The sequence below is a fragment of the [Actinomadura] parvosata subsp. kistnae genome (genome assembly GCF_900323885.1).
GTDB lineage: Bacteria > Actinomycetota > Actinomycetes > Streptosporangiales > Streptosporangiaceae > Nonomuraea > Nonomuraea composti.
On record NZ_OOHJ01000006.1, the window covers coordinates 408,636 to 433,846 of the forward strand.

The window sequence follows — 25,211 nt, forward strand, 5'->3', positions numbered from 1 at the left end:
AGATCAAGTACGCTCCCCGGCCCAGCGGCGCGGCAGCGCGTGGGCTGGTTCGCAACGGAGCGGAGTAACGTCGATGTCCCTGTACCGTCGTCCGGCTGACGTCCGGGTGTTCCTGGTCGAGGCCGCGGAGGTGGATGACTGGGACCGCCTGCTGTCCGGTGCCGCCGAGGTCTGCCTCGCAGCGCTGCGCCGCAGCCCGCGAATCCCCGAAGGCATGCTGGGGAGCTCGCTGGCGGCGGGCGAGCCCGCCTTCGTCGACGCTCTGCTCGCCAATGAGCACGTCGGTCCCGGCATGCTCGACTGGATCGCCGGGGTGCTGGGAGCGGGCGACGTCAAGCCGTACATCCGGTCGTTGCTGGCCCACCCGCACCTGTCCAGCCGCGCCGATGTGCGGGAGAGGCTGGCTGCGACCGGCGATCCCGGTGTCGCCGACCGGGCGCACGCCACCGGGGCCGGGGGATGGAACTGGCGGTTGCGCCGCGAGGTGCTGGCCGCCGCCGGCCCTGCCGAGGCCGTCCGCCAGGCGTGCTCGATCCTTGAGGATGGCGCGCGACCCGCCTCCGACCAGCTCTATGCCCTGCTGCTTCTGCACGAGCATGGACGGCTGGGCGAGGTGTCCGCCGAGCGGCTGCGTCCCGAGGTCGCCGAGGTGCTCGCCGGCGGTGATGTCGCCGCGTTGCGCGGGGCTGCGGAGCGGGCCATGGGCACCGACGGCCTGATCGCGGAGTTGCGCGAGCCGGCGCCGGGCGGGCGGGCTCAGTACGCCGCCGCCATCGCCCGGCGCGAACGACCGGACTGGACGGCGCTGCTCGCCGCCGCAGGCACGAAAACGCGAGGCCAGGGCGGGAAGCCGGTCGGCAAGGACGCCGCCGCGGCACTGGTGGCGCATCCGGACTGCCCCCGGGAGCTGCGCGACCTGCTCTACTTCCGGCATCCGGCGGCGGTCGCCGAGCACGCGGCCTGCCTCGATCTGGGCCTGGTGACGGCGGAGTGCGTCGAACGCAGCCGTCCCAAAGCCGTGAAGATCCTGGTGGGCCGGGGGCTGGGCCGAGGTATCGGCGGCGCCGCCCTGGCCACCGAGGCGAGCGCGGCCGTGCCGGTGCTGGAGGCGATGCGGGTCCGGCCCGGGCAGGACGCCGCGGCGGCCCGCGAGTGGGACGCGTTCACCAAGGTGCTGTCGGGCCTGGTGGAGGAGCATCTGGGCGGCGACGTCCGGGCCTGGCGGGCGGCGCGTGCCCTGCTGGGCGACTTCACCGGCACCATTCCCGAGCTGCTCGTCGCGGCGGCGTCCGCGCCGCTGGACGGGGAGTGGCCCGATGCGGCCGGGCACCCGGCCACGTCGGCGCCGTCGTCGCTGTCCGGCGCCCGGGCCGCGTTCGTGACGATGCTGGAGGCCGCGCCCGACGCCGCCCATGCCGCGCTGCTGCCGCATCTCGACGCGCGCACCCTGCACGACCTCTACCGCTTCTGCGCCTGGCGGCCGGCATGGCCGGACCAGGCGGTGGCCACCGCCGCAGCCGCGGCCGGTACCCAGACAGAGCGGGCGGCCACCCTCCTGGCGCCGGCGCGGATCCTGGCCGGGCGCCCCCATCTGCGGACGGACTCGATCGAGAGGCTCCTGGACGTCGACGACCCCGAGACGCTCGTCACGCTGTTCTGGCACGCCGCCGCGACCGATGACCAGCGCACCCGCATCTGGTCCTCCGTCGCCGCGGAATCGCTGTTCACCTGCCACGACCGGACATCGGACCTGCCCGCGCACCTGGACAGCTGGCGGCACCACGACCTGTTCGCCTGCCCCGACGCCGCGATCTTCCGGCTGATGCTGAAGCGGGTGTTCGTCATCGGGCAGGTGCCCCAGCTGGAGCTGTTCCTGCACGTGTGGCGCACGTGGGGGCCGGAGGAGGTCGCGGCGATGCTCGACCGCACCCCGGTCACGTACTCGACCTATCATCGCTCGCGCGAGCAGGTGCGCGAGCTGCTGGCCCGGCCCGATCGCGCGGCGGCGCGCGCCGAGCTGGAGGCGCTGGTGGCCGAGGGCACCGGCGTTCAGGGGCAGATCGCGATGTGGCGCTCCCGCCGGGACCGCGCCGCCCTGATGGCGGAGAGCCATCGCTGGCACTGGCCGGAGCTGCTGGCCGAGCACCGGCGCGAGCCGTTCGACGACGACCTTGTCGCCGTGCTGCCCCGGGCGTCCGGCTGCCCCCGCGAGTTCCTCGACGAGGCCCGCACGGTGCTGCCGAGCTGGCAGCACCAGGGATACCGCCTGCTGATGGCGGGCACGCCGGCGGAGCAGGTGCTGGCCGGGATCAGGCCCAGCGACACCGACACCGCCGGGCGTCCCTGGCTGACCATCGCCGTTCAGCACGGGCGCCTCACCTGGAAACAGGTCCTCGAACACGGCCGGCCCGCGCGCAGGGTGCTCGAAAGGCTCCAACTGGACGACGCCGGCCGTGAACCGCTGGCCGCGCTCATGCGCGACACTCTCAAGGGCAGCCCGGACGCCTGGCTGCTGGCGGTGAGCATGCTGCCGGACTTCACAGGAACGGTGTCCGAGCTGCTGCGCACGGCCAGGCTGGCAGCAGGCTGAGCGGTGTTTGTCGGCGCCGATTGTTAGCGTACCGCCACGACGGAACACGTAAGGGGCACCGGTGGGACGGCGCGTCATCGACCTCACCGACCGTCGTGCCCTGGCCGCCCACGAGCCCGCCGAACCCGGGGTGGTGGAGCGGGCGCGGCGGCTGAAGGACGCGGCGCTGCTCGACTTCGGCATCAAGGACAGCGTGGTGGCGTCGTGGCTTTATGCCAAGTGCCACCACCAGATCCCGACGACCGCGGTGGAGACGGCGGCGGTGGTGGCGTCCGGCGATGGCACGTGCCTGCTGCTGTACAACCCGGTCTTCTTCGACGCGCTGGGGCCGCACGGCGTCAAGTTCGTGCTCTACCACGAGGCTCGTCACCTCATGCAGCGCCATCTCTACACCGATGCGGCGCTGCGCGCCGACCCCGTGTTCATCCTGGCCACCGAGGTGAGCATCAACCACGTGGTGCTCACCAGGCTGGGCCGGCACGAGCTGCCCAGGACGGCCGAGGGCAGGGCCGGGGTCGATCCGCGTGAGGTGCACCGGGCCTATGCGGCGGACCTGCGCGGCCAGGGCCTGGCACCGTTGCCGTACGACGCCTTCGTCCGCACCGACCTGTCGGTGTACGGCGAGCTCAAGCGCATGAGGCGCCCTTTGCTGCCGCCTGCGGTGTGCGTGCACATGGGGCAGGGCGTCCCGGTCGATCCGGAGACGCTGGAGGCGGTCGGGGGAGAGGTGCTCTCGGAGGTCATGCGCCAGGCGCTGGGCGGCAACGAGCAGGCTCGCGCCGAGCTGCTGGAGCTGGCGGAGCGCACGGAGGGCGGCGGCGAGCGTCTGGCGCGCACGTGGGGAGATCTCGGGCTGGCGGCGCTGCGCGGTCAGACGCCACGCACCCGCCGGGTGGAGTGGTGGAAACGGTGGCTGGCCGACACGCTGGCCGCCAAACTGCGCGAGGGCGAGCGCCTGGTCTATCCGAAGAAGCTCGGCGCGGTGCTGCTGTCGCTGGGGCACGACCCGATGTTGTCGCGGCGCGGGCCCGAGCGGGTCAAGGTGGTGCTGGTGGCCATCGACACATCGGGTTCCATGCCGGACGCGGTGGTGCAGTGGCTGACCACGCTCGTCGGCCGGACCGACGGGGTGGAGACGCATTGGCTGAGCTTCGACGGCGCCGTCATGCCGTTCGTGGCGGGGGAGCGGGTGCTGGGCGGCGGCGGCACGAACTTCCAGAACGTGGTCGACTACGCCGAAGGCCGGCTGGAGGTGCGCGGGCGGGCGTTCGAGCAGCACCCCGACGCGGTCATCATGGTGACCGACGGGCACGCTCCGCCCGTCAGGCCGGCCGATCCCGGCCGATGGATCTGGCTGATCACCGATGGCGGCGACACCTGGCCGGAGACGCACGACCCGCCGATGGCCTGCCACCGGGTGACCACCGGCGACCGCTGAGCCGGGCGGCCCTCCCGCGCGATGACGAGCGCCCCCCTTGACGAGAAACCGGAGACGACCCGCGTGATGAGCACCCTGGCCGGGTGGAAGCCCAACGCCACCTACCCTGATCCTCCCGAGCAGGGCGACCGCTCGCGCCTCGAGCGGTTCATCGACGCGATGCTGGCCACGGGGCAGACCGGGCAGGTGTTCGGCGAGCACGGCATCGGCAAGACTTCGACGTTCCTGTCCTCCATCCCCCGCGCCCACCCCGGCACCGAGGTGGTGCTGGTCCCCGCCGCCAATCTGACACCCGACGACCTGCTGGTCAACGCGCCCGTACGGACCGAGCGGGGCGAGCTGGCGCTGCGGCAGCTCATCATGCGGCAGCTCAGCCCCGGGCGGCCGTTCGTGCTGCTGATCGACGACTCGCTGCAGGCGGGCGAGACGATCCAGTCGCAGCTCATGCAGGTGGCCTGCAACTGGACGCTGGGCGAGCACGACCTGCGCGCGCTGGGCTGCGTGGGGGTGTTCCTGACCGACAACGAGTCGGTGGCCGAGACGGGCGCGCGCCGCGCCGACCTGGCCGTGCTCGACCGCATGGTGACGTTGCGCATCACCGCCAACGACACCGCCTGGCGCCGCCATCTCGCGGACCGGCACGCGGGCTGGGATCTGACGGAGGTGTTCAGGATCTGGGCGGGGTTGAGCCCGTACCTGCGGCATCTGCTGTCACCGCGCACGCTGGAGCACGTGCTCGACTGCGCCCGTGAGGGCTTCCCGCTGCACTGGGGGCTGCCGCTGCTCAACGGCGCCCGGGTGGCGCTGGCCGAGCCGCGCGACGGCGGGTCGCCGGGCGCGGACCGCACCGGCGAGATCCTCGGCCGGATCGCGGCGGCGGTCGGCGCCGCGAACCCGCACCAGGTCGCCGACCCGGTGCGGCGCATCCTGCGCGCGGCCGTCCGCAACCGGTGGGCGGTGCTGCTGCAGGGTCCGCCCGGCTGCGGCAAGACCGAGATCACCAAGCAGGTCGTCACCGAGGAGATCGGGCGCCCACCGGTGTACTTCTCGCTGCCGGTCACCAACGTCGAGGACCTGTGTGTGCCGGTCCCCGCCCCCGACGGGACTTTGGACGTGCTGGTGACCCGCGCCCTGCTGGGGCCCGGCCCCAAGGTGCTGGTCTGGGACGAGTACAACCGGCCCAAGGACAGGTCGGCGTTCGCCAGGCTGATGGAGGTCACCCAGGAGTGGTCGCTGGCCGGGCGGCCGATCCCCGGCCTGCGCGCCCAGGTGGCGCTGCAGAACCCGCCCTACCACCTGGGCCGCAAGCTGCTGGTCAGCTCCAACAACGTGGCACAGGCCAGCCGTTTCACCGTCAGCTACGAGGTGCGTCCTGACGACATCCCGGCCAACCAGTGGCTCATCGACACCTACGGGGAGGTGGCCGAGACGGTGCTGGAGTGGTGGAAGAACGACATCGATGACGAGGGCCGCCAGTGGGTGACCAAGCGCACGCTGGAGCGGCTGATCAAGCTGCACCAGGTGGGCGAGCCGCTGGAGAGCGGGCTGATCTACCTGGGCGACGGCGAGTACGCGCCGATCCCCCTGTCCGGGCTGCGGCACCGGCTGTCGGGGCGCCGCTCCCTCGGCCTCCGCGACCTGGCGGCCGAGGTGGACACGTGGGAGGCGCGGCTGGCGGCGGCGGCCGAGCACGACGAGGGCACCGCCGACTCCGACACCGTGCACCAGATCTTCGCTAACGCGGAGGTGTCACAGCTGCGCGAGCACATCGAGGTCGTGGCCCGGCTGCTGCCGCACCTGCCGCCCAAACTGCGCGCGACGTACCTGGTCGGCCAGGCGGAGGACAAGCAGCGTCTGTGGGTGGACGCGTTCGCCATGATCGCCACCTGACAGAGCGTGCGAGGTGTGACGCCTGGCCGGGCGCGCATGCTCATGATGCCCGGCCAGGCGATGCCGATGACGCTACAGACTCTTGCGGGGGCGGCGAATCCGTCACCTGACCGGTTGGAGGTTCTCCCCGGTAGAGTCGCGGGCCATGATCGGCATCCCCCTCTGGCCGGCGGCTCCTCCCGGCCCGGCCACCGGTGAGCCGCCCCGGCTGACGCGGTACGGAGCCGGCGCGCCCACGACGAGTGCGGTGGTGGTGTGTCCCGGCGGCGGTTACGCCAGGCTGGCCGAGCACGAGAGCGCGGATGTGGCCCGCTGGCTGGTCACGCTGGGCCTCGACGCCTACGTGCTCCACTACCGGGTGGCCGGAGGTGAACCGGTCTGCCAGCCGCTGCGTCCGGCTCCCCTGTACGACCTGCGCCAGGCGGTGAAGGTCGTCAGGGAACGCGGCGCCACCCGGGTCGCCGTCATGGGGTTCTCCGCCGGCGGCCATCTCGCCGCCACCCTCGCCGTAGCCGAGGACGGCGGCGAGCGCCCGGATGCCGTGGTGCTCGGGTATCCGGTCATCGACCTCACCGGCGCGCAGTCCTCCTCGCGCCGCCGCCTGCTCGACACCGAGGGCGGTGAGAAGCAGGCCGCAGCCCTGTCGGCCCACCTGAACGTGACAACCGGAACCCCGCCGGCCTTCCTCTGGCACACCGCCGCCGACCAGGTGGTGCCAGTCGGCGACAGCCTGCTGCTCGCCGCCGCGCTGGCCCGCGCCGGCACACCGTTCGAGCTCCATGTCTTTCCCGGGAGCGAGCACGAGCTGGGGCTCGCCCAGGACGATCCTGCGGCGTCCGCCTGGACCGGCCTCTGCGCCGCCTGGCTTGCGGCCCAAGGCTTCGGCCCGCGTCTCTGAGCGCCGTCTACACCGCGCTTGAAGTGAGTTCGCGGGCCCGGGGTTCCAACCTTTCGCCTTCTTGCAGGCGTGGGAACCTGCGAGAGGAGACCATCGTTTTGGATCGCCACGAAGGCTTTCGCGAGTTCGTGCTCGCCCGCCAGCAGGCGCTGACGCGCAGCGCGTACCTGCTCACGGGCGATGCCCATCTCGCCGAGGACCTGCTGCAGAGCGTTCTGCTCAACGTCGCCGACCACTGGCCCAGGCTGGTCAGGCGCGGCATCCCGGAGGCGTACACGCGCAAGGCCATGATCAACCAGTACATCTCGTGGCGGCGGCGCAAACACATGGAGTCGCCCAGCGCCGACCTGCCGGAGCATGGGCACGCTCACGACGATGCCGCCGTCGACCGCATCGTGTTGCGCCAGGCGCTCGCCAAGCTGACGCCACGGCAGCGGGCGGTGATCGTCCTGCGGTTCTACGAGGACCTGAGCGAACGGGAGAGCGCCGAGATCCTCGGCTGTTCCGTCGGCACCGTCAAGAGCCAGACCCACCACGCGCTCGGCCGCCTGCGTATCCTCGCGCCCGAGCTGTCCAAGTTGTTCGCCGACGCCGAGGAGGTGTCCCGATGAACAGGCTGCGTGAGGCGCTGGGCGAGCTGGCCGCCGACGCCCCGGCCGTCGACCTCGCCGACTGGGCGGTCGAGGGCAGCCACCGCAGACGGCGGGCCCGGCTGGCCGCCGGATCGGCCGGCGCGATGGCGCTGGTGGTGCTCGTCGGCGTCCTGCTGTACGTTCCCGGACTGCCGCAGGACGCCAAGCCGATCGTCGCGGTGCAGGCCGCCGCGGTCCCGGACCTGCCCGGCCGGGGCGTCGGGCCGCTCAGCCACGCCTTGCGCACCTTCTGCCACGTCGGCGGACCGATCCCGCCCGACTGCCGGGACGGCGAATGGCGGGTGGTCACCCGGAGCGGCGAGACATACCATGTGCCGCAGGCCATGACGAGCGGGCACACGTTCTCGCCGCTGGCCATCAGTCGCGACGGCCGCGTCATCGCCTACTACAGCCGGCAGGCCGCGACGTTCAAGGTACGCGACCTGGCCGGCGGCGCCGAGCGGACCGCGCCTGTCACCATCCCCGTCACCAAACTGGGCCGCAACCCGCGCCTGCAGCTCTCCGACGACGGACGGTACCTCGCCTACACCGACTACTGGTCAGGGAAGGACGGCCTGGTCATTGACATGCGGATGGGGACCACACTGCCCCTGCCCGCCGGGTGGGATCCCCGGAGCGTCAGCGGCACGGCCGTGACCCTGGCCAGGTCCGGCCTGTTCGGGCAGCGGCCGGGGATCTGGGTGATGCCGCTGACCGGCGGCGGCTCACCTGTCACGCTGGGCAAGGCGTACAAGCGTTTCAGCGCGCTCGCCCCTGACGGCGCCACGGTGGCCGCGCTGGGGCAGGCCTCGGCTCCCATGTTCGTGTACGACGGCACGATCACCCTGCTCGACACCAGAACCGGCCGGGCCAAGGAGACGGCGACCATACGCGGGCTGCCGGAGGGCACCCGTCCCCTCGATCTCGGCTCCTGGCTGAACGCGGCCGAGGTCACGCTCAGCGCACTCCCCTCGACGTCATGGAAGGAGACCCGCCACATCACGTACGCGGTGAACGTGCGGACCGGCCAGGCCAGGCAACTCGCCATCTACCACCCGCAGAGCGTGATGCACGACGTCATCCCGGGAGCCGGCACCCCGGCCTGGTGAGCTGTCAATGAGGTCGATCGCACGGCCGCTGAGGTCATCCACCGTCGCGATCACGCGGTCTGCCAGGTGGCCGGCCGTGCCGGAATGTCGGGTTGCATGAGGATGGCAGATCATCGGAAGGAGCATTCACATGAGTATCGCGTTCAGGGCCACGAGAGCGGGGGACGGATCCTGATGTCGGCTGGTGCCCGTCAAGGCTCGGGTCATGTGCTGGTGAAGGTGAGCGCGGCGGTGTCGGCCCTGGTGGTGTGCGTTCTGGCCGTGCTCATGGCGCCCCGGCCGCCGGCGCTCGGCCCGCAGCGGACCGGCGACGCCGCCCTGGCCCGCGACGTGCTGCGGGCCGCCGGCGAGGACGGCTACCAGGGCCTGTCCGTGGCGCTGCTGGAGAACGGCCGGATCCGGTACGCCGGGCTGGGCACCGCCGACGGCAGCCGCCCGGCCGATGAGCGCACCGCGTACGAGATCGGCTCGATCACCAAGACCATGACCGGCATGCTGCTGGCGGACCTGGCCGAGGACGGGCTGTCTCCCGACACGCCGGTCCGCGACCTGCTGCCGCGCGCGGGCCTGTCCACCCCGGCGACCCTGGCCGAGCTGGCCTCGCATCGTTCAGGGCTGCCCCGGCTGCCTGTGTCGGGGCGGCTCCTCGCCGGAGCGCTGCTGGGCCCGTACACCGGGGCCGACCCGTACGGAGGCGCCGGCCCCGGTGAGGTGCTGGCCGGCGCGGCAGCAGTCAAGGCTGGCCCGCGTGGCACGGTCGCCTACTCCAACCTGGGCATGTCGCTGCTCGGCCTGGCGCTGGCCGAGCGCTTCGGCACCACCTACGCCGACCTGCTGCGCACCCGCCTGCTCACCCCGCTGGGCATGACCTCGACCGTCGCGCTCGGCCCTCGCGACGCCCTGCCGGCCCGCCACGCCACCGGCCGCGCGCAGAACGGGCTGACCATGGACTTCTGGCGCAGCCACGGTTATGCCCCGGCGGGTGGCGGCGTCTGGTCCACCGCCGAAGACCTCGCCAAGCTGGTCGGCGCTGTCATGAACGGCTCGGCCCCCGGTGCCGGCGCTGCCACACCGCGCTGGGACGAGGATGACCGCCGGCGCGTCGGCTACGGCTGGTTCACCACCCGCTACGACACCAGGACGATCACCTGGCACAACGGCGGCACGGGCGGGTTCACCTCGTTCGCCGGCTATGATCCGGCCACCCGACGCGGTGTGGTCGTGCTCAGCAGCACGGCCAAGCCGGTGGACGCGGTGGGGCTGCGCCTGCTCGGCGTGCCGGCGCCCGGCGACGGCAACACTTTGACCCCGCAGGGGATCGTGATGCTGATCGTCACGTTCGGCGGGCTCGGCCTGCTGGTGGCGGCGGCCCGTGGGCGCGTGCGCGATCGGCTGTCGATCGTCGGGCGCACGCTGTCCGGGCTGTTCCTGCTGCTGGTGGCGCGCAACGGCGGGCCGTGGGAGGTGGTGCCGCCGTTCGTCTGGCTCGCCGGCGCGGGCGTGCTGGCAGCGGCCGTGGCGCTGGCCGTCCTGCGCTGGCCCGCCCTGCCGCTGACCCGCGGCCGCCCCTGGTGGCGCTGGGCGAGCGCGGCGCTGCCCGCTGCGCTGCTGCTCGCGCTGGCGCTGGCGATGGCGGGATGAGCCGGTCCGGGGCGACTTCGACCAGCTGCTGTTCTCCACCATCGCCAAGTGGGCCGTGCTGTGGATGTCGTCGAGCCCGCCGTTCTCGACATCGGCGGCAACGCCCTGGCCGGGTACCCCGAGGTCGCCTATGCCGCGGCCACCACTGGCCCCACCAGCAGCCACGCCGGCGTCACCGGACTAGCACGCCGATCCTGTCGGACTGTCTCACCCGCCGGATCGCCCCGCTTCCCGGCAGTCGATGGCGAGCGGTGCTCTCGCCGTCCTGCGCGCGGGAGTTCAGCCGGCGCGCTCGCCCAGCACCGACGGCGTGCGGATGTGCTCCTGCCGGACACCGAGGCTGATGACCCGCAGAATCTGGTGCCGCAGCGCGGGAACGTGCCGGATCGTCCGCAGCGCCAGCGGCATGGTCGGCGTCTCGTTGCGGAACGCCGGCTCGACGATCCTGGAGTAGGCGGCCTGCTGGAGCTTCTGCGTGACGATGGTGGGCAGCTCCGGGCGGCGCTGCACGGCCGCCAGCAGCTTGTCCGGCAGCTCCGTACCGTCGCGCTGGACGCCCAGCAGCGGCTCGGCCAGGAGGTTCGCGGTCGCCACGGCGTCGTCCAGCGCGAGTTTGACGCCCACTCCGCCCATGGGCGACATGGCGTGCGCGGCGTCACCGATGAGCAGCAGGCCGGGCAGGTGCCAGCGGGCGGCCCGGTTGACGCGCACCTCCAGCATGGTGACGTCGTCCATGGAGCGCAGGTGCCGCACGCGGCCGGCCAGCTCGGGCACGACCGCGGCCGTCCCCTCGCGGATCTCCTCGACGCCGGCCCGCTCGACCGCCGCGAAGCCGCCCTTCGGGATCATGTACGCGACCTGCACGTACGTGCGCCGGTCGAAGCCGACGATCCACCGGCCGGGGCCGACCCGGAAGTACAGCTCGGTCGTGTCGACGTCCTCCTTCGGCAGCCGGAACCACAGCGTGTCGAACGCGGACCCGGTCTCCTTGACCTCCAGGCCGGAGGCGGCGCGGATGCGCGAATGCCGGCCGTCCGTCGCGACCGTGAGCGCGGCCCGTACCTCGTGCACGCGGCCGTCCGGGTCGCGGTAGCGCACGCCGGTGATGCGCCCGGCATCCCGGATCGGTTCGGTGACCTCGGCGTTCATGATCAGCTTGAACGAGGGGAAGCGCCGGCCCTCCTCGGCCAGCATGGTGAGGAAGTCCCACTGGGGCGCGATGGCGATGTAGGGGTGCTTGAGGCCGAGCGCGGTCAGCGAGCCGAGCTTCACCTCGCCCATGGCGAAGTCGTGCACCTTGCCGTGCGGAATCTGCTCGAACCGCTCGGTGAGGCCGAGCTGGTCGATCAGCTCCAGGGTGGACGGGTGGATGGTGTCGCCCCGGAAGTCCCGCAGGAAGTCGGCGTGCTTCTCCAGCACCACCACGTCGATGCCGGCTCTGGCCAGCAGCAGGCCCAGCATGATGCCCGCGGGTCCGCCGCCCGCCGCGACGACCGTCGTCTCCATGCCATCCTCCTCCTTTAACTCATCACTTGAAGAGTTTCCTTTGGACGGTATCTGGCACTTCGTCCTATTAGTAGTAATGTGGGGTTCCATGTTGGACGACATCGTCCGCGCGGCCCTGGACGTGGCGCGGCAGCGCGGGCAGGACGTCGCCGAGGTGCCCCTGCCCGTCATCGCCGCCGCCGCGGGCCTGTCCCGCAGCACGCTGATCCGCCGGCTCGGCGGGCGGCGCGAAACCCTCGACGAGGCCGTACGCGCGGCCGGCGTGGACCCCGGCGGGCGCGTCCCCGTACGCGAGCGGGCGATCACGGCCGCGGCCGAGCTGATGGCCACGCGCGGCCTGAGCGCCGTCACCCTGTCCGCGGTCGCCACGGCCGTCGGTTGCTCGCTGCCGACGTTGCACGCGACCTTCGACCGCCGCGACGGCCTGCTGCACGCGGTCTTCGACCGCTATCTGCCCATAGACGAGCTGGAGGCCCTGGTCGGCGACCCGCCGGAGGCGCTCGACGAGACGTCGAGGCCGTCCAGCGCACGCTCATCACCGCCCTGACCAGGCAACCACGCGTCTTTCCCGCCATGCTCGCCGACGCCTTCGGCAGGTCCGACGGGCCGACCGGCCGCTCCCTTCTCGCGTGGGCTCCGCGGCTGATGCGGGTCTTCCAGACGCTGCTGGTCCCGCACGTACGCGCCGGCCGCCTGCGCCCCCTGCCGCTCCCGCTGCTCATCCAACTTCTGATCAGCCCGCTGGTGACGCACCTGCTCCTCCGGCCGGTCCTCGAACCCGCGCTGGCCGCGTCCATGCCGGAAGTGGAGCAGGTCCGCGCGGAGTTCAGCGCGGCGTTCCTGCGCGCCGCCGCCATGGAATAAGCCCGCGCTTTCGTCGGAACGACCGAAGCCCTGCCCCGCCGGTCAGAAAACGAGCACGATCTTTCCCGCCAACTGAGCGCGGCCGAAACGCTCGTGTGCTTCTCGCGCGTTTCGCAGGCTGTGTGCGGAGTCAAGTCCTACCTTTCACCTGGCCCGCCAGTTCCCCTCCCAAGATCATTGGCGGAGGTGGGGCGCCCTCACCGATGGCCCCTTCACGCGTCTTGTCGTCCACGGGGTTGACGGCGGAGGCGACAACACCTACCAGCACCAGGCCCCCCGAGGCGGGGCGCCGGCGCCTTCGCCAAGGTCCCCTCTGTGCCATCTGACAGGCCCTGCCCGAGCGGGTCCGCCATGCGGTCACCGAGCACCTGCCCGCGCCGACCGCCTCGGTCGCCGCCCGAGGCGGCGGCTTCACCCGGGCACCCTGACCCGCGCCTTGCAGAAAAGGCACCAGGTTCGCCGCGACGCAGGCCCGTCAGTGGCGGTCGTCGACCGTGATGACCGCCGTCAGGCGGGGGCCGACCAGCACCAGGCGGGCGCCCTCTCCGGCGAACTTGAGCGGCCAGCCCGTGCCGAAGGCGGGCAGCGACGCTCGCAGCCCGCCGCCGATGCGGTCGGCGATCGTGTCGAAGAGGTCGCGCAGGAGAACGGCCACGAGGTGTCCCACCCCACTCTCCGCGTCACCCTCGAACACGGCCAAGGCCAGATCGGCGGCGGCTCGTTCGGTGTCGGCGACGACGCGGGCCAGCGCCGCGCCGTCCATCGGCCGGAGATCGTCGTCGGCGAACCGCCGCCATGCGCGCAGCGCGGCCTCGGCGTCGGAGCCCAGGTCCAAGCCGTGCGCCACGACGGTCACCGTGAAGTCGACCGGTTTGTCGCGGCCCACCCAGAGGAACTCGCCGAGCAGCGTGGTGAGCCATTCGATCCGGGCGTCGAGGGCGGCGGGCCGCGGGGCGTCAGGGGTCAGGGACAGACGGCACGTCTCGCCGTCGAGATCGCGGACGAACAGGTGCAGCTCGCCGTCAAGGGGAGGGCCTCCCGGTTCGGCCGCCATGTGGAGCCGGAGCAGGTCCTCGCAGTCCCATTCGGTCAGCACACCGGCCAGGAAGGCGATCAACGACCGGAGATGCGCTGGCAGCGGCCCGCAGTCCCGTTCGATGACCTCGCGCAGCAGCGCGATGACGTGCGCGGCGGCGGCGTCGGGGCGGCCGGACGCGGCGCGCTGGCCCGCATGGAATCCCGGGTTCTCATCGAACTTCAGCGACTCGACGGCGACGGGGAAGCGCCTGCCCGTCCGCGGGAACCGCGCGTGCTCCCAGGCCAGTGCGGGATCCCACTCCGTGCCCGGCACGCTGCCGCGCACGACCTCGAAGCGCCACGGGCCGGCCGGCAGCCACTGCTCCAGAAGCCGCGCGGCCGCCGTGATCAGATACTCCTCGACGGCCATGAGGCTCCCGGCGGTGCTTGCGGACCCCTGAGGGAACACCGTACGAGGTGAGGCCGCGCGGCGAATCCGTCGCCTGACTCGTCGCGATGCCGGGCCTCGCCGGCCGGTGGAATGACAGATGCGCCGCTGCGCGACGGCCGCCTACGCTCAGGCCGGTCTTTTCGCGAGCAGTGACGGGAGAGGTCTTCCCATGTGTTACGTCCATGCCCTGCGCGACCACCCGCTGAGCCGTCGCACGTTCATGGCCGCTGCCGCGGCCGCGCCCTTCGCGGCCCGGTTCAGTGACGTGGCTCCCGCCGGCCCGTTCGTCATCGCGGGCGCGCGGATCTTCGACGGTGTCCGGCTGCTCGGGGCCGGCAACGTCGTGGTGTCCGGCGGCCGCATCAGGTCGGTGACGTCCGGCGGCGCCGTTCCCCAGGGGATGCCGGTGCACGACGGGCGCGGGCGGACGCTCGTACCGGGCCTGATCGACAGCCATACGCACTATTCCGAGGTGAGCCGCCGGGACGCGCCGCGCTTCGGCGTGACCACCGAGCTGAACCTGTTCTCCACGCTGGCGGAGCTGGGCGACTTCGCGGACCGGCGGCGCTCGCACGCTCCGACGAGCCTGCCCGACCTGTGGACGGCGGGAACCTGGGCCACCGTTCCCGGCGGGTGGGGGACCGGCCAGGGCATCGACTTCCCCGTGCTGGAGGACGGCATGGACCCGGCGGCATTCGTGGACGCCCGCCTGGCCGAAGGCTCGGACTTCCTCAAGATCGCCTTGGAGGACGTCGGCATGCAGGGCGAGCCGATTCCCGCGCTGAGCGCCGCGCAGGTGCGCGGGCTCGCCGCCGCCGCCCGGCGCAGAGGGGTGCGCTCGGTCGTGCACGTCTCCAAGCAGCGCTACGCCCGCATGGCCTTCGACAACGGGGTCAGCGGCCTGGCGCACGTGCCTTCCGACGTGCCTGCCGATGAGGAGTTCCTCCGGGCCGCCAAGGGGAGCGGCGGCTTCGTCACCTCGACGCTGGCCCTGCTGGGCGCGGCCACCTACGCGGACGACCCGGCCAGGGCCGCCGTGGTCGACGATCCCCGGGTGGCCCCGTACCTCTCGCCGGACCAGCGCCGCCAGCTCGAGACGCCCTGGCCGGTGAAGATGCCGTGGAACGTCGAGACGGGCCTGGACAACGTGGGCCGCCTGCGGCGGGCCGGGGTCCCGATCCTCGCCGGCACGGACGCCGGCGCCTTCGGGGTGGCGCACGGCGTCAGCATGCTGGTCGAGCTGGAGTCGCTGGTACGGGCCGGGCTGCGGCCCGCGGAGGCGCTGGCCGCCGCCACGTCCGGCCCGGCGGCGGCCTACGGGCTGGCCGACCGCGGCCGCGTGCGACCCGGGCTCCACGCGGACCTCGTGCTGGTCAACGGCGATCCGACGCGCGACATCACCGTGATGCGCGACGTCGCCGCCGTGTGGAAGAACGGCTCGCTCATCGACCGCCGATTCTGATCCGTGCGTGCGCGATATCGGGCCGCCGGACACGTTTGCGCCCATATCGTTTGTCGTTATTATCGAGCTTCGATAATAACGACAAGCGATATGGAGACCTCCGTGTCCCGCGCCTACCCCCTCACGCGCACGCTGATCGTCGTCCGCGTGCTCCTTGCCCTGTACGTCGTCGTGCTCGCATACGAGATCGGTCACGCGATCCTGACCGGCGGAGAGAACGCCTACAGCGGCCAGAGCGCCTTCAGTCTGGTGTGCGTGGACGCGCCGGCGGCGACTCAGGTCGAGGGCAACGTTTTGGAGAACCCGCCACCCGTGAAGAAGCCGCGGGAGGAGAAGCCCGAACCCGCTGAGGACTCCTTCTTCCCGGTCGAGCCGGGGGTCGAGTTCTTCCATCCGCTTCCGCAAATGTGCAAGGACGACTCCAGCCCCGCTATCCAGGCGTTGTACCAGAGCTCCCGTTTCGCCACCGCGCTCGTCGTGCTCACCGCGATCATCCAGCTCGAACGGCTGATCACCCGCGCCCGCCGGGAGAGCGGCTTCGACGAGGCGGTCGTGCGCGGGCTGCGCGTCACCGGGCTCATCCTCGGTGTGGGCACGCTGGTGTCGTCGCTGTACGAGACCCTCGCCGAGATAGCCCTGACCGACTGGATGGTGCCGGGCAGGCTGCGTGCTCCGTGGGACTCGGTCATCATCGGCTGGGACGTCCCCTGGGCGTTCCTGATCGCCGGCATCGGGCTCACCGTCCTGTCGAAGGTGGTCGGCGTCGGTGCCCGGATGCGCGAGGAACTCGAAGGGACCGTCTGATGCCGGCCGAGCAGCACGTCGAGCAGCACGTCGAGCAGCACGTCGAGCAGCATGTCGAGGTGCACCTGGACCGGCTGCTGGCGGAGCGCGGGATGACGCTCGCCGAGCTGGCCGACAGGGTCGGCATCACCAACGTCAACCTGTCGATACTCAAGAACAACCGCGCCAAGGCGATCCGGTTCACGACACTCGCCAAGCTGTGCGAGGTCCTCGAATGCCAGCCCGGCGACCTGCTGTCGTACGCACCCGTCCCCATGACGTGACACAGAAGAACCGGTCGGATGACAGATTCGCGGCCGGTCGGCGGCGGTTACGATCCGCGTACCCCCCAAGCAGCGCCCCCGCCTGCGGCACGAGGGTGGCGGCGAGATCGGAGTGACGCCGAATGCGAACGCTTGCCCGCTCCTTAGCCGCCCTCACGACCATCGCCGTCCTGCTGCTGCCCGGCGGCGCGGCACACGCCGACGATCCGGCCGTCGAGACCGTCCGCATGTGGCAATGGAACGTGGCCGGATGGACGATGAACGACGGCTCCGCGACCACCGGCATGGTGAAGGCCGCCGCCGCGTCGATCAAGGAGAGGAACGCCGACTTCGCGGCGTTCAACGAGCTCTGCTGGGATCAGTACAAGGCGATCCAGGCCACGCTGGGCAAGCTCGGCTGGCCTCAGGGCGCGAGTTTCTCCCGCTTCGCGCCCATCAGGAACGAGGTGGCCGGCACGGAGGGCGCCTGCGGCGGCGAGCGGTTCGGGATCGCGATCTTCAGCCGCCGCGACATCGGCTCCGCCGTCCAGTACGCCCTGCCGCAGGACAACGAAGGCGGGGTGCACAAGCTGCTCTGCGTGTCGCCGGCGGCCCGGCCGCACCTGCGGTTCTGCACCACCCACATCACCGCGTCCAACGAGATCATCGACGGCGAGTACATCAACCGGAAGCAGCTCGCAGAGGTCCTGGGTCACCTCCAGACCTTCCACGACGCCGGGGACACCGTGCTCATCGGCGGCGACTTCAACGCCCGACCGCAGTACAGCCGGCTCGACACCTGGTACGCGCCCAGCCTCGACGTGCCGAACAACGGCGGCAACACCGGCCAGTACAGGGAGCTCGACGACCTCGAACCGGCTTGCCCGGGTATCGGCGAGACCACGGTCGGCGAGGTCAACGGCAAGGGCAAGCCGATCGGCCTCGTGCCTCCCTGCAACCAGCGGCCGAAGATCGATCTGCTCTTCGCCCAGGAGAGCGCGATCGTCGGCTCCTACACCGGCGACTCGCTGGAGATCAGCACCGCCTGTGGCGGGCCGTGCTCCGATCATCGCATCGTCGTCGGCACGGTCTCCGTCCGGATTCAGCCCTGACCTCTCTACAAAAGTCCTCACATAAGGACTTATGCTGGTGGTAGCCAGAGGTTCTCCCTCCAAGATCAGGAGCTGCCATGTACGCCGTCATCCGCGCCTACACCACGAAGGCAGGCTCGGCCGAGGACGTCTTCAGCCAGGTCGACAGCGAGTTCGCCGACCGCATCCCCAAGCAGGTCGGCGCGCTCCTCTACACCGCCGTGGACACCGGCGACGGCTCGGCGCTGACGGTGACCTTCTTCGCCGACGAGCAGGCGGCCGACCGCTCGGAGACTGCGGTGTCACAGGTGCAGCAGAGCCTGGCCGCGCGATTCGGCATCGAGGAGGCCGGCGTCCGCCGCGGCCCCGTCATGGTCAGCCGCGCGGAGGCGGCCGTCGCCCATCCGGTCAACATCGGCGACCGGCGGTCCTGACGCGGACGAGGTGCGCGATCGCGAGTGTTTTCGCATTTTGCGGAAACACCCCTGGCGGTACCTGTCGTGCGACAGCTTCGCGCTCCAGCCGGTGAAACTACCGTATTCCCCATGCGCCGCCTGAAAGGCGGGAAGCCTGCTTTTCCGCGTCATGGGACGGGACCCCGGCAGCCGCCAGAGGCGCACAGCACGCCCCGTCCTGAGCCTCGTCTCCGACGCGGATAAGTCCTTTATATGCACAGCCGGCCGCCGAGCCCGCGAAGCGAACCCGGCACCATTGTTTTTTACTGGACGGAGAAATTCATGTCGCAATTCCTGGACCCGAAGAACTGGACGGGCCTGATCCGCACCGCCGACGGCTGGTCGCCCGGGGGCGGTCCCGCGCTGGCCGTGTTCGACAAGGCGACCGGCGAGCAGATCGCCGAGGTCGGCACCGCCTCTCCCGCCGATGTCGCTCGTGCGGCGGCGACGGCCGCCGAAGCCCAGCGCGCCTGGGCTTCGGCGCCGCCGGCGCAGCGGCGCGATATCTTCGTCCGCGCGACCGAGGTGCTGTCCGAGCACCACGATGAGCTCGCCGAATGGCTGATCCGCGAGAGCGGCGGCATCCGGCACAAGGTCGAGTTCGAGCTGTTCAAGAGCCGCGAGCTGCTGCTGCACGGCGCCTCCCTCACCACCCGCCCGCTCGGCCAGATCCTGCCGTCGGAGCCCGGCGTGCTCAGCCAGGCCAGGAAGGTGCCCAGGGGCGTCATCGGCGTGATCACACCGTGGAACTTCCCGCTCGTCCTGGCCCTGCGCACGCTCGCGCCGGCCCTGGCGACCGGCAACGCCGTGGTGCTCAAGCCGAACCCGCACACCCCCGTCACCGGCGGCGTCCTGCTGGCGCGGCTGTTCGAGGAGGCGGGCCTGCCCGCCGGGGTGCTGCAGGTGCTGCCCGGCGACGGCGACGTCGGCAACGCCATCGTGACCGACCCCGGCATCGCCATGATCTCCTTCACCGGCTCCACCGCCACCGGCCGCAAGGTCGCCCAGGCGGCTGCGCCGCTGCTGAAGAAGGTCGTGCTCGAACTCGGCGGCAACAACCCGTACATCGTGCTGCCCGACGCCGACGTCGACGCCGCCGCCTCGGCGGGCTCGTTCGCCACGTTCATGCACCAGGGGCAGGTCTGCATGACCGCCGGCAAGCACATCGTGCACCGCTCGATCGCCGAGGCGTACGCCACCGAGCTGTCCGTCCGCGCCCAGTCGCTGCGCGTGGGCAACCCTGCCGTGGAGGAGGTCCACCTCGGGCCGATCGTCAACCGGGCGCAGATCGACCGCGCCCGGCGCATCGTGGACGACAGCGTGGCCGCCGGCGCCGTGGTCCTGGCCGGCGGCGGGCACGAGGGGCCGTTCTTCAAGCCGACCGTGTTGTCCGGCGTGACGCCGGACATGCCCGCGTTCACCGAGGAGATCTTCGCCCCGGTCGCGCCGATCATCGCCTACGACACCGAGGACGAGGCCGTCGCGCTGGCCAACATGGGCGAGTACGGCCTGACCGCCGCCATCCGCAGCGGCTCGGAGTCGCGGGCCTCCGCGGTCGCCGACCGGCTGCGGGCCGGCGTCATCCACGTCAACGACCAGACCGTCGTGTACGAGACCTGGGCCCCGTACGGCGGCATGGGCTCCTCCGGCAACGGCGACGCCTTCGGCGGCCCCGCCGACCCGGAGGGCTTCACCGAATGGCAGTGGATCACCCGCCGCGCCGAGCAGACCACGTACCCCTTCTGAACCGTTCAGCGGCAACGACCGTGGCCGGCACGGGTTTCCCAGGCCCGTGCCGGCCAGGCTCATCACCGGCCCCTCGCGAGCAGAGGACGATCATGACCGACGAGGTGACTCCCGGTACCGTGGTGCGGGCCTACGCCGCCGCCAAGACCGGCGGGGACATTCCCGGCGCCCTCGCGTGGTGGCGCCGCCGCCCGCGTACGCGCCCGGCGGGACCGATCCAAGGGCGCCGCCACCCGCCGATGAGTATGATCCGGGTATGAGCGGCGCCAAGAAGCGCATCAGTATCACCGTGGACCCCCACCTGGCCGACTACCCCGAGCATCTGGTGGAAGCGGGCAAGGCCGAGTCGGTGTCCGCGACCTTCAACGAGGCCAGGGCGGCCAAACGCCAGCGCGACCAGCACGCCCTGGCCCTGCTGCGCGCCCGGGCGGCCCAGGCCGACCCGGTGCGGGTCGAACGCATGAGAAGGCACATCGACGCCCAGGCCCGCCAGGCGGGCTTCGAGGTGGCCGCCGGTGAGTGACCAGGTCCCGGCGCCCTGCTGTCCGGCCTGACCGCGTTCGAGCACGTGCAGGTCGCGGCGCTGGACGGGGTGGAGCAGGCCGGCCTGCTCGCGCACATGATCCAGCGCACCAGGCTGGACCCCTGCCACGGCCACGTCGCGGCGCTGGCCTCCGTGGCCACCTGCCCGATCCTCTCCCTCGGCCGCTCCCGCTGGGAGCAGGCCGCCGCGGCCCTGGACGACCCGCTGTACTTCATCGAGATCGCGGACCCGGGCGAGTGATCAGCCGGGATGCCGGCGTGCGAGAGCCTCGGGAAGGGCGGCCGGCGTCGCAGCGGACGCCGGCCCTCGCCCGGGCCCGGTGAGATCACCGCGCTGGACGGTCCACCTCTACCTTGACGAACGCGCCGTTTCGCGTCATGTAGAAGTCGATATCCTCCCACTCCTTGTTGCCCATGATGTAAGAGGTCCTGAGGCGCCTCATCTCCCATGCGGTCCCGAGGTTGTTTTTCCTGTCGGCGATTGTCCGCCAATCCCCTGCCGGCACCTTTTCGGCTCGTGCCACCTGGATCGCGAACGCCCGGGTCGGGTCGGCGACAATGGCGCCTGTCTCGTCCATGACACCGTCAAGAGTGACCGACACCTTGACTCCCGGCGTGCTCACTGAGTTGTCGACGAAGTCCATCCACAAAGGTCGCTCGGAGACACCTTCCTTCGCGAACGCGTCACCCAGGAAGTTGATCGCGGCGGGATCTCTTTTCCGGACCTCCTTCGTCAACGCCGTGATGTACGGATCCATACCGAGCACGACATGGGTCCCCCGCTGGATCTTGGGCAGGCAGTCGTTGTGCACCAGGACGGGCGTCGATCCGGCGTACACGTAATAGGTGTGGTCGGCCTCGACCTCGAAGTTGTACACGTCGGCGCCCCTGCCACCGGGCGACACCGCGACGACGCGGGCTGCCTTCCCCGACGGCTCCTGCAGCGCGTCCCCGGGCCGCAGATCCTTCGCCTGTGTCCAGCCCTGACCCTGCACCCAGAACCGGTGGCCTTCGGTCGCGGACAGCGTTCCACCGGCCGCGGTGATGTTCACCAGCGAGTCCGCCGAACGATGGAACAGCCTGGTGACCCGATGCAGGCCGCGCCTGCCGGTCGCCGGATCCGCGGACCAGACGCGGTCTCCGACTCGTATCTGCTCGATAGGGCGCGCGCCGTGCTCGGTGTCGACCAGGGTCCCGGCAGGGAAGCACTGCCCTGCCGCCATTGCTCGTCCCGCCGCGACCTCCAGGCGCGTGACGGCCGTGGCGGGCAGTCCCGAATAGTTGCGTAGCTGGAAGACTGCCTCGGCCAGATTGCCGCCGTCGCGGATACCTACGCGCACGGCCCGCGCGTACCGGTAACCCGCCTTGATCATGGGCGGAACGACGATGTCGCCGAAAGCCCAGGCGCAGTTGCCGAGCGATCCTCCGCTGCCGGTGACCTTGCGCCAGCAGCCGACGTAGTCGTGAACCAGAGCCTTGGTCAGGCTCGCCCACACGGACTGGGTCAGCTCCCCCCCGTCGATGTAGGTCCGTTTGGTGAAGCGGAGGTCGAACGGTCCGCTGCCGACGTAGTCACCGACCAGCGGTGCGGTGCAATCGGCGATCTCCTTGCCGGCCTGGGGACAGCTCAGCAGGTAGTAGTCCTGCGTCCCGTAGAGGTGATACTCCATGTCGATGTGGCAACCGGACCCGGTTCCCGTGCAGTTGCCCTGCGGGTCCATGTCGAGCGAAGGCTCCCAGGCGAAGCCGATCAGTCCGGGAATGCCTGTCGGGCCCGCCTCCGACGCTCGCTCGGCCTCGCGTTGCCGATCTGCTTCCGCCTCGGCGCGCTCGGCGGCCCGTTGCGCCTCTTCGGCCAGCTCGCGCGCGTGAGCGGCGGCGTTCTCCGCCGTGTCGGCGTCCTTCTCGGCCTGGGTGGCCACGTCGCGGGCCTTGGCCGCGTCGTCCTCGGCCGCGGTGGCGGCCTGGCGTGCCGAGGCCGCGTCCCGCTCCGCTTCGGTGGCCGAGTCGCGGGCCTCGCCGGCGTATCCGTCGGCGGCGTCGGCGGCCGATGCGGCTGCTGCCGCGTCCGCGGTGGCCTGGCGATCGTAGGCGACGGTCGCGGCCTCCGCCCGCACCGCTGCCTTGGCCGCCGACGCCGCCTGCGCCGCGGAGGCCTGCGTCTCGGCGAGCGAGTCGGCCGCCTTGGCCGCCCAGTCGGCGGCGTCGGCGGCGGCGGTCGCGGCGACCTTGGCATCGGCGTCGGCCTTGGCCGCCAGCGCCGCGGCCTCCTTGGCGGCCCTGGCCGCCTGCGCGGCCTTGGCCTTGGCGACGGCGGCCTGCTGGGCGGCGACGGTCTTGGACGCCTGCCCGGTCAGGACCGCCAGTCCGGCCGAGGCGTCGGTCTCCTGATACGGGGAGCCGAGCTCGATCGCGTCGTTGGCCGGCTTGATCACCTGGGCGGCGGAGTCGCGGGCCGCGCGTGCCGCCTGCGCGGTGGAATAGGCGAATCCAGCCGTACGGACCGCGGCCGCCCCCGCCGCGTCGGCCTCCTGACGCGCCACCGTGGCGTCCGCCTTGGCCTTGGCGGCCTTGGCCTTGGCGGTGTCGGCGTAGATCCGGGCGAGGCGGACGTTCTCCGCCGCGGCCTCGGAGGCGTCGATGGCATCGGCCGCCGCGGCGTGAGCACTCTTCACCGCGGCGTTGGTGATCGCCACGTCGCGCTGGGCGGCGTCGGAGGCCGCCTTGGCGCGGGAGGCGGCGGCTTCGGCCCGGGTGGCGGCCTCGCGGGCCGCCGTCGCCGCCGCGGTGGCGTCGTTGGCGGCGGCGCGGGCGTTGGCCGCCGCCGTGGTCGCCCGATTGGCCGCGGCCCGCGCCTGGGTGGCGGCGGTCCGGGCGGCCGCGGCGGCGTCGGTGCCTTCGACAGAGGCGGCGTGCGCCTCGTGAGCCTCGGCCTTGACCAGGAGGGCGTCCCGCTCGCTCTCCGCCTGCAGCGCGTCGTTGCGGGCCGCGGCCGCTGTACGCTCCGCCTCCAGGGCCGCTTGTTTCCGCTCGGCCGCCGTGGCACCGGCGCTCTGGGCCGCGCTGAGCTGAGTGGCCGCCCTCTGCCGCTCGGACTGAGCTCTGGCGTCGGCCTCGGCGGCGACGGCCTGCTGCCTGGCGGCGATCTCCTTCTGGGTTCGGGCGTTCTCGCGCTCGGTCTCGGCGATCTCCCGTTTGGCCCGGGCGTCCGCGGCGGCGTCCTTGGCCGCCTGCTCGGCGGCCTCGGCTCTGGCCTGCGCGTCCTTGGCCTTGGTGGCGTTGACCGCAGCCTGGGCGGCCTGCTCGGCGGCGCCCTCGGCGGCGGCCTTGGCCTGGGCGGCGGCTTCCTGGGCGGCGACGCGGCGGAACTCGGCCTGTGAGGCGTGTGCCTGGGTCTCGGCCAGCGCCATCAGTGTCTTGCTGTCGGTGGCCGAGGCGCGGGTGGCGTTGGCGGCGGTCTCGGTCGCCTTGGCGACGGCCAGGGTGGCGGCGGCTGAGGCGCGGGTGACCTGCACGGCCTGCTGGCCGTAGAGCAGGCCGCGGCCGCGCGGCAGGTGCGCGGCGTCGGCGATCTGGTAGGCGGCCTGCTGGGCGGCCACCGCTTTGGTGGCGTGCTGCTGTGCGGACTGGGCGGCGCGGGAGGCGACGAACACCCTGCCGAGGGCCAGTCCCTGGGCCTTGACGATGTCGTTCCTGACCCGGGGGAACTCGGCCGCGTCGGGGTAGGACGGGGTGTCGGGTGTCTGCTTGAGCCAGTACGCCTGCCAGTCGGCCAGCCGGGACGCGATGATGGACTGGCCGAGCGCCTCGCCGAGGGCCTGGGTGGCGATCTGGAGGTCGGCGTTGGCCTCGGCCTCCTCCGCCAGGATGGACTCGCGCTGGGCGCGCTGGCCGTCGATCTCGGCCTGCCACTCGGTGGAGGCGGTGACCAGTTCGGTGGTCAGCACCTTGAACGGGTCGGGCGGGTTGTGGCTGGTGCAGGAGGCGAAGCGGGCCTTGAGGTTCTCGACGTCGATCCGGAACTCCGTGCTGTCCGGGTCGGGGGCGCTGGTGGGGAAGCCGCCGTGCTCCAGGAAGAGCCGCGCGTCGTCGGCGTACATGGGGTGCATGAACGTCATGCCCTCCCACGCGTTGCGCGCGTTCCAGTCGGAGCCTTCGGGGTAACGTTCGGCGGCGATCTTGGTGGCCGCCTCCACCGAGTCCTGGCCCGCCACCGGCGTCCGGTCGGCGTACAACTCGTCCTCGGCCTGCCAGAACATCGTGTTGATCCAGCCGAACAGGCCCACCTTGACGAACGGGTCGTCCTTGGACTCGATCGTGTGGAAGGCGGCGTAGGAGTAGCCGTCCGGCGGTGAGAGGGCCAGGGACTCCTCCCACACCTCGTTCCGCCCGGCCAGTTCGTCGGCCTTGGCCCGCAGCCAGTTGTGGTCCATCGTGGACGCGAGATGCAGCCGGGTCCCGGGGGTGCTCCAGTACTCGGGGTCGGCGGCCTGCAGGAGCTCCTCTTCGGTGCCCTTCAGCCCGCTGCGCGCCACGGACTTGAGCGCCTGGCCGCCCTTGCGCTGGACGACGGCCAGCAGGCACTGCGCGGCACGCACGTCGGCGGCACGATCCAGGTCGTAGCCGGAGCCGGAGCCGGATTCATAGCCGGAGGAGGCGTACGCGGCCGCCGGGCGCTCGCCCGGGAGCGGGGCGGCGGTGGCCAGCAGCGCGGCGGATGCGACGACCGCGACCAGCCGCCGCGATAAATTGATCGACATGGTCAACCGTTCGGGGAGGAAGAAGGGGGACGCGTCGGGCTATTACGCGTCGGGCCATTACGCGTCGGGCCC

21 protein-coding genes are annotated in these 25,211 nt (G+C 71.9%); 17 read left to right on the forward strand and 4 right to left on the reverse strand.

Annotated features, from left to right (window positions below; all coding sequences use genetic code 11):
- The first annotated feature begins 73 nt into the window (after positions 1 to 73).
- The 7 genes from KIS93_RS05580 to KIS93_RS05610 all read left to right on the forward strand — a co-directional run bounded on the left by KIS93_RS05580 (position 74) and on the right by KIS93_RS05610 (position 10,198).
- On the forward strand, positions 74 to 2,590 hold the full coding sequence (locus tag KIS93_RS05580) for a hypothetical protein (protein ID WP_186403875.1): 2,517 nt from the start codon (positions 74 to 76) through the stop codon (positions 2,588 to 2,590).
- Positions 2,591 to 2,651: 61 nt separating this feature from the next.
- Positions 2,652 to 4,028 carry a DUF2201 family putative metallopeptidase gene (locus KIS93_RS05585; RefSeq protein ID WP_186403876.1) on the forward strand — a complete coding sequence of 459 codons (1,377 nt, stop codon included), beginning with the start codon at positions 2,652 to 2,654 and terminating at the stop codon, positions 4,026 to 4,028.
- Between the two features lie 66 nt (positions 4,029 to 4,094).
- Entirely contained in the window at positions 4,095 to 5,918 is a 1,824-nt protein-coding gene (locus KIS93_RS05590) for an AAA family ATPase (RefSeq protein ID WP_186403999.1), read from the forward strand.
- A gap of 145 nt (positions 5,919 to 6,063) precedes the next feature.
- Positions 6,064 to 6,816 (forward strand): alpha/beta hydrolase, encoded by a 753-nt coding sequence (locus KIS93_RS05595; RefSeq protein WP_186403877.1) that lies wholly within the window; start codon positions 6,064 to 6,066, stop codon positions 6,814 to 6,816.
- A gap of 98 nt (positions 6,817 to 6,914) precedes the next feature.
- Positions 6,915 to 7,427, forward strand: coding sequence for a SigE family RNA polymerase sigma factor (locus KIS93_RS05600; RefSeq protein ID WP_186403878.1), 513 nt, complete (start codon positions 6,915 to 6,917; stop codon positions 7,425 to 7,427).
- Positions 7,424 to 8,557 (forward strand): TolB-like translocation protein, encoded by a 1,134-nt coding sequence (locus KIS93_RS05605; RefSeq protein WP_186403879.1) that lies wholly within the window; start codon positions 7,424 to 7,426, stop codon positions 8,555 to 8,557. Before KIS93_RS05600 ends, KIS93_RS05605 begins: the two co-directional genes overlap by 4 nt.
- A 207-nt stretch (positions 8,558 to 8,764) precedes the next feature.
- A complete protein-coding gene (locus KIS93_RS05610) occupies positions 8,765 to 10,198 on the forward strand; it encodes a serine hydrolase domain-containing protein (protein ID WP_186403880.1) in 1,434 nt (477 codons plus the stop codon).
- A 279-nt stretch (positions 10,199 to 10,477) separates the two neighbouring features.
- Here the strand turns inward: KIS93_RS05610 and KIS93_RS05615 are convergent, their stop codons facing one another.
- Positions 10,478 to 11,704, reverse strand: coding sequence for an FAD-dependent oxidoreductase (locus KIS93_RS05615; protein ID WP_186403881.1), 1,227 nt, complete (start codon positions 11,702 to 11,704; stop codon positions 10,478 to 10,480).
- A gap of 88 nt (positions 11,705 to 11,792) precedes the next feature.
- Between KIS93_RS05615 and KIS93_RS64665 the strand changes: the two genes are divergently transcribed.
- Together KIS93_RS64665 and KIS93_RS64670 are read left to right on the forward strand one after the other, a co-directional pair.
- Positions 11,793 to 12,251: a TetR/AcrR family transcriptional regulator gene (locus tag KIS93_RS64665; RefSeq protein WP_246005207.1), complete on the forward strand. Its 459-nt coding sequence runs from the start codon at positions 11,793 to 11,795 to the stop codon at positions 12,249 to 12,251.
- Between the two features lie 26 nt (positions 12,252 to 12,277).
- Positions 12,278 to 12,568: a hypothetical protein gene (locus tag KIS93_RS64670; protein WP_246005208.1), complete on the forward strand. Its 291-nt coding sequence runs from the start codon at positions 12,278 to 12,280 to the stop codon at positions 12,566 to 12,568.
- Positions 12,569 to 12,698: 130 nt separating this feature from the next.
- Here the strand turns inward: KIS93_RS64670 and KIS93_RS68820 are convergent, their stop codons facing one another.
- Together KIS93_RS68820 and KIS93_RS05625 are read right to left on the reverse strand one after the other, a co-directional pair.
- Positions 12,699 to 12,890: an alcohol dehydrogenase catalytic domain-containing protein gene (locus tag KIS93_RS68820; RefSeq protein WP_420895849.1), complete on the reverse strand. Its 192-nt coding sequence runs from the start codon at positions 12,888 to 12,890 to the stop codon at positions 12,699 to 12,701.
- A gap of 153 nt (positions 12,891 to 13,043) precedes the next feature.
- Complete coding sequence (locus tag KIS93_RS05625) at positions 13,044 to 14,015, reverse strand: hypothetical protein (RefSeq protein WP_186403882.1); 972 nt, start codon at positions 14,013 to 14,015, stop codon at positions 13,044 to 13,046.
- A 190-nt stretch (positions 14,016 to 14,205) separates the two neighbouring features.
- Here KIS93_RS05625 and KIS93_RS05630 point away from each other — a divergent pair, with 190 nt between their 5' ends.
- The 8 genes from KIS93_RS05630 (at position 14,206) to KIS93_RS05665 (ending at position 20,620) form a co-directional block, all read left to right on the forward strand.
- Positions 14,206 to 15,498 carry an amidohydrolase family protein gene (locus KIS93_RS05630; protein WP_186403883.1) on the forward strand — a complete coding sequence of 431 codons (1,293 nt, stop codon included), beginning with the start codon at positions 14,206 to 14,208 and terminating at the stop codon, positions 15,496 to 15,498.
- Positions 15,499 to 15,600: 102 nt separating this feature from the next.
- The gene (locus KIS93_RS05635) at positions 15,601 to 16,302 is read left to right on the forward strand and encodes a DUF2975 domain-containing protein (RefSeq protein WP_186403884.1); all 702 of its coding nucleotides are present in this window, start codon (positions 15,601 to 15,603) and stop codon (positions 16,300 to 16,302) included.
- Positions 16,302 to 16,565 carry a helix-turn-helix domain-containing protein gene (locus KIS93_RS05640; protein ID WP_186403885.1) on the forward strand — a complete coding sequence of 88 codons (264 nt, stop codon included), beginning with the start codon at positions 16,302 to 16,304 and terminating at the stop codon, positions 16,563 to 16,565. The genes KIS93_RS05635 and KIS93_RS05640 overlap by 1 nt, the downstream gene beginning before the upstream one ends.
- Positions 16,566 to 16,687: 122 nt before the next feature.
- On the forward strand, positions 16,688 to 17,656 hold the full coding sequence (locus KIS93_RS05645; RefSeq protein ID WP_186403886.1) for an endonuclease/exonuclease/phosphatase family protein: 969 nt from the start codon (positions 16,688 to 16,690) through the stop codon (positions 17,654 to 17,656).
- Between the two features lie 77 nt (positions 17,657 to 17,733).
- On the forward strand, positions 17,734 to 18,069 hold the full coding sequence (locus tag KIS93_RS05650) for a hypothetical protein (protein WP_186403887.1): 336 nt from the start codon (positions 17,734 to 17,736) through the stop codon (positions 18,067 to 18,069).
- Positions 18,070 to 18,372: 303 nt separating this feature from the next.
- A complete protein-coding gene (locus KIS93_RS05655; RefSeq protein ID WP_186403888.1) occupies positions 18,373 to 19,836 on the forward strand; it encodes an aldehyde dehydrogenase family protein in 1,464 nt (487 codons plus the stop codon).
- A gap of 256 nt (positions 19,837 to 20,092) precedes the next feature.
- A complete protein-coding gene (locus KIS93_RS05660; RefSeq protein ID WP_186403889.1) occupies positions 20,093 to 20,359 on the forward strand; it encodes a hypothetical protein in 267 nt (88 codons plus the stop codon).
- 45 nt (positions 20,360 to 20,404) lie between these two features.
- Positions 20,405 to 20,620 carry a hypothetical protein gene (locus tag KIS93_RS05665; RefSeq protein ID WP_186403890.1) on the forward strand — a complete coding sequence of 72 codons (216 nt, stop codon included), beginning with the start codon at positions 20,405 to 20,407 and terminating at the stop codon, positions 20,618 to 20,620.
- An 85-nt stretch (positions 20,621 to 20,705) separates the two neighbouring features.
- On the opposite strand, the gene KIS93_RS67295 is transcribed toward KIS93_RS05665, so the two are convergent.
- Positions 20,706 to 25,139: a polymorphic toxin-type HINT domain-containing protein gene (locus KIS93_RS67295; RefSeq protein WP_186403891.1), complete on the reverse strand. Its 4,434-nt coding sequence runs from the start codon at positions 25,137 to 25,139 to the stop codon at positions 20,706 to 20,708.
- Positions 25,140 to 25,211: the final 72 nt, after the last annotated feature.

Excerpts from the sequence above, each read along its gene's own strand:
- KIS93_RS05580 (WP_186403875.1), top strand. The coding sequence starts at position 74 with ATGTCCCTGTACCGTCGTCCGGCTGACGTCCGGGTGTTCCTGGTCGAG.
- KIS93_RS05590 (WP_186403999.1), top strand. The coding sequence starts at position 4,095 with ATGAGCACCCTGGCCGGGTGGAAGCCCAACGCCACCTACCCTGATCCT.
- KIS93_RS05595 (WP_186403877.1), top strand. The coding sequence starts at position 6,064 with ATGATCGGCATCCCCCTCTGGCCGGCGGCTCCTCCCGGCCCGGCCACC.
- KIS93_RS05605 (WP_186403879.1), top strand. The coding sequence starts at position 7,424 with ATGAACAGGCTGCGTGAGGCGCTGGGCGAGCTGGCCGCCGACGCCCCG.
- KIS93_RS05615 (WP_186403881.1), bottom strand. The coding sequence starts at position 11,704 with ATGGAGACGACGGTCGTCGCGGCGGGCGGCGGACCCGCGGGCATCATG.
- KIS93_RS64665 (WP_246005207.1), top strand. The coding sequence starts at position 11,793 with ATGTTGGACGACATCGTCCGCGCGGCCCTGGACGTGGCGCGGCAGCGC.
- KIS93_RS64670 (WP_246005208.1), top strand. The coding sequence starts at position 12,278 with ATGCTCGCCGACGCCTTCGGCAGGTCCGACGGGCCGACCGGCCGCTCC.
- KIS93_RS68820 (WP_420895849.1), bottom strand. The coding sequence starts at position 12,890 with ATGGCACAGAGGGGACCTTGGCGAAGGCGCCGGCGCCCCGCCTCGGGG.
- KIS93_RS05625 (WP_186403882.1), bottom strand. The coding sequence starts at position 14,015 with ATGGCCGTCGAGGAGTATCTGATCACGGCGGCCGCGCGGCTTCTGGAG.
- KIS93_RS05630 (WP_186403883.1), top strand. The coding sequence starts at position 14,206 with ATGTGTTACGTCCATGCCCTGCGCGACCACCCGCTGAGCCGTCGCACG.
- KIS93_RS05640 (WP_186403885.1), top strand. The coding sequence starts at position 16,302 with ATGCCGGCCGAGCAGCACGTCGAGCAGCACGTCGAGCAGCACGTCGAG.
- KIS93_RS05645 (WP_186403886.1), top strand. The coding sequence starts at position 16,688 with ATGCGAACGCTTGCCCGCTCCTTAGCCGCCCTCACGACCATCGCCGTC.
- KIS93_RS05650 (WP_186403887.1), top strand. The coding sequence starts at position 17,734 with ATGTACGCCGTCATCCGCGCCTACACCACGAAGGCAGGCTCGGCCGAG.
- KIS93_RS05655 (WP_186403888.1), top strand. The coding sequence starts at position 18,373 with ATGTCGCAATTCCTGGACCCGAAGAACTGGACGGGCCTGATCCGCACC.
- KIS93_RS05660 (WP_186403889.1), top strand. The coding sequence starts at position 20,093 with ATGAGCGGCGCCAAGAAGCGCATCAGTATCACCGTGGACCCCCACCTG.
- KIS93_RS67295 (WP_186403891.1), bottom strand. The coding sequence starts at position 25,139 with ATGTCGATCAATTTATCGCGGCGGCTGGTCGCGGTCGTCGCATCCGCC.